The sequence below is a fragment of the Streptomyces laculatispora genome, assembly GCF_017353455.1.
Lineage (GTDB): Bacteria > Actinomycetota > Actinomycetes > Streptomycetales > Streptomycetaceae > Streptomyces > Streptomyces laculatispora.
Genome location: NZ_JAFMPZ010000653.1, coordinates 1 through 3,163, shown reverse-complemented (window position 1 = coordinate 3,163; position 3,163 = coordinate 1). Strand labels below are relative to the sequence as shown.

2 protein-coding genes and 1 pseudogene are annotated in these 3,163 nt (G+C 68.4%); all 3 read left to right on the top strand.

What is annotated here, in order from left to right; all coding sequences use genetic code 11:
- On the top strand, positions 1–1,309 hold a 1,309-nt coding region (locus tag J1C73_RS33930; protein ID WP_207319718.1), incomplete at its 5' end, for a vWA domain-containing protein.
- Between the two features lie 59 nt (positions 1,310–1,368).
- Positions 1,369–1,611 (top strand): annotated as a pseudogene (locus J1C73_RS35350) (integrase); the annotation flags it as partial.
- 1,027 nt (positions 1,612–2,638) lie between these two features.
- On the top strand, positions 2,639–3,124 hold the full coding sequence (locus J1C73_RS33925) for an anthrone oxygenase family protein (RefSeq protein ID WP_207319717.1): 486 nt from the start codon (positions 2,639–2,641) through the stop codon (positions 3,122–3,124).
- Positions 3,125–3,163 lie beyond the last annotated feature (39 nt).

Genomic DNA, 3,163 nt, shown 5'->3' with positions numbered 1-3,163 from the left:
CCGCAGCTCCGGCAGGCTGCCGGAGCTGCGGACCGTACGGCCGGAGGAGTTCGTCAACAGCTTCCGCCAGGGCTACCGGCGCCCGGCGGGCAACGGCTTCACCGTCTCCGTCGACGGGGCACGGGCCGGTGCCGGGGGCGGCGACTGGTCCTTGGTGCGGGTCGGCCTGGCGACCAGAGCCGCGCCGAGCCGTGCCGAACGGCCGCCCGCCGCCCTCACCTTCGTCGTCGACATCTCCGGCTCGATGGCCTCCTCCGACCGGCTCGGCCTGGTGAAGACCTCACTCGGCATCCTCACCGACGAACTGCGCGACGACGACTCGGTCTCCCTGGTCACCTTCAGCGACGAGGCGAGGACCGTACTGCCGATGACCCGGCTGCGGGACCACCGCGGAGGGATCCACGACGCCGTCGGCTCCATGGAACCCGCCGACTCCACCAATGTGGGGGCAGGCGTCCGGCGCGGCTACGAGGAGGCGGTGGACGGCCACCGCGAGGGCGCGAGCAACCGGGTCGTCCTGCTCTCCGACGCACTCGCCAACACCGGCGAGACCGACGCCGACGCGATCCTCGAACGGATCGGCTCCGCCCGCCGCGAGTACGGCATCACCCTGTTCGGCGTCGGGGTCGGCAGCGACTACGGCGACGCGCTGATGGAGCGGCTCACCGACAAGGGCGACGGCCACACCACGTACGTCGCCGACGAGGAGCAGGCCCGCAAGGTCTTCGTCGACCAGTTGCCCGCACACCTCGAACTGACGGCGCGCGACGCCAAGGCGCAGGTGGCCTTCGACCCGAAGACCGTCGAGAAGTTCAGGCTGATCGGCTACGAGGACCGCAAGGTCGCCGACGAGGACTTCCGCGACGACAGTGTGGACGGCGGCGAGGTCGGCCCCGGGCACACGGTGACGGCGCTCTACGCCGTGCGTCTGCGGGACGGCGCCTCGGGCCATGTGGCCACCGCGACGGTGCGCTGGCTGGACCCCGAGTCCCGGGCCGCGCACGAGGAGACGGGTGCGGTGGGGACCGGGGCGGTCGAGGGGAGGCTCTGGGGCGGCCGCAGCACCCGGCTCCAGGTGACGGCGGTGGCCGCCTACTTCGCCGACACCCTGCGCGGCGGCGGCCTTCCGGGCGCGCCGGGACTCGGTGAGCTGGCCTCCAGGGCCCAGGCGCTGGCCGCGAGCACGGAGGACGAATCGGTGGCGAAGCTGGCCACCGCGATCGGCCGCGCGGACCGGTGTCCGCTGTCATCCAATCGAGGCGTTCGACAGCGAACTCAGTCGTTTCGGCTTCCTTGCCAGCGAACCTAGCCGTGTGAGGCAGACGCGTTGGGGGGCTGGGTGGCTGTATCGGTTGGGGTGGAGTCCCCCGAAGTATCACGCCGGAGGCGATGCGTCCGGGCTGGTCGGATGCTTTGCGGATGTCCCGGTCGGTGCTGCCGCACCGGCGGCTGCTGTCCCTGGACGAGCGGCTGGCACACGCGGCGGCGAGACCGGTGATCGTGCCGGAGACGATCGTCTGCGACCACGGGAAGGTCTTCATCTCGAACAACTTCCGCGCGTCCTGCCGCTATCTGGGCATCACGCTTCAGCCAACGCACAAGGCTTCGCCCACTGCTGGCCTCACCAGGCAGCGAGGAACGCCCATAGAGCCGCGATGGAGCTACCTACCATGGTCAGCATCAACATAAGACACCCGCTGCTGCTGCCACCGCTTGGCCTGCCCCGCACTTCAAGTCGTTCTAATTTCTGGATGCTCCGCTGACGCTCAAGGGGAGGCATACTCTGGATCTTGGCCACCTCTTCCGGGTGCTCGGTGACCGAATGATGGTGGATCTCCTCTGTGCCAGCTTGGGTCTCCCACTCCTCGAACCAATCGGTGACAAATCCGCATCGGCCGCACCGGAGTCGTCCTTGCTCGGCCATGTCTCGCCCCTTCACCAGAGGATGACCACCAGTTCGCATGGTACGCATTCCAGGTCGCCCCTTATCCACCTTCACGCAAGATTGAGACCAAGACTCATATCGACCTGTTGCTGCCTGGGAGCTCTCACTCCCCTGACCAGGTAATCCTCACCCAGTGACCAGCTAATCCTCACGACTTGGCCAACACCAGCACCCGGCCATCAACGCTCAACACCCCAACCTGGAAAGACGCCATAGCGTTACTTGGCGAACCGTGCGCGCGGCCCTGGACGGTCCTGACCCCCGCCCTCGCAAACCGCTACCTCGACGGCCGACCGCCATCGATCCCGTCCGGCACCTTGTCGACCCCATGGTTGAGGCGGGGCACGGCCCCACTGAGATCTGGGCAAAGCTCATGGACGAGCACGAGACCTTAGTCTCCTACGGCATCATCAGACGCTACGTCCAAAACGGCGCGCAGCCCTACCCTCGCCAGTCATCCCCGTGACAACCAACCAAGTCCGCCCAGGTCACGAAGTCTCAGCCGACTAACTTCGTTGTCCAAGGACAACCGGCTCAGGGGCGGCCGGGGCGACACCGGAACGGGTACGGGAGAGGGCGAGATGGACTGACCCGGGCCGCCCGCACCGAGGGCGGGGCCGGGCGAGGCCCATTCGATCGCACGAGTGTACGAATGAAGGCTGCGCGGCCGGGGCTGCTGCGCCATGATGAGCCATGGCCTCCCTGTTCCTCACTCTCGCCGTGATCACGACCGGCCTCTACGCGGGCTTCCTGCTGACCTTCCTGATCGCGGTCATGCCCGGCCTCGCGGCCCTGCCGGACGACGGTTTCACGGCAGCGATGCGCCGCTTCAACGAGAAGGTCCCCGGACCCGTGTTCCTCGTCGTCTTCCTCGGCGTGATCGCCTTCCCGGCCGTCGCGCTCGTCGCCGGGCGGGACGCATGGGCGTGGCCGCCGGTGGCCGCCGCGCTGGTCTGCACCGTCGGCTCCCACCTGGTCACGATCGCGGGCAACATCCCGCTCAACAAGGCGCTTGCCGCATCGGAATCACTCGCAGAAGCGAGGACAGCCGGGACAGCGGGCGAGGCCGGCGACAGCGCGGCCCGTACGGCGTTCGAGGCCCGCTGGAACATCTTCCACCAGATCCGGACCGCGCTTTCGCTCACCGCCTTCGTCCTGCTGACCGTCGCCGCGAACTAGGGCCTCTCGTTTGGATCACGCCGGGCTCGCGGGGTCCGG

Bases quoted from the DNA above. Each gene is read 5' to 3' on its own strand.
- J1C73_RS33925 (WP_207319717.1), top strand. From the start codon at position 2,639: ATGGCCTCCCTGTTCCTCACTCTCGCCGTGATCACGACCGGCCTCTAC.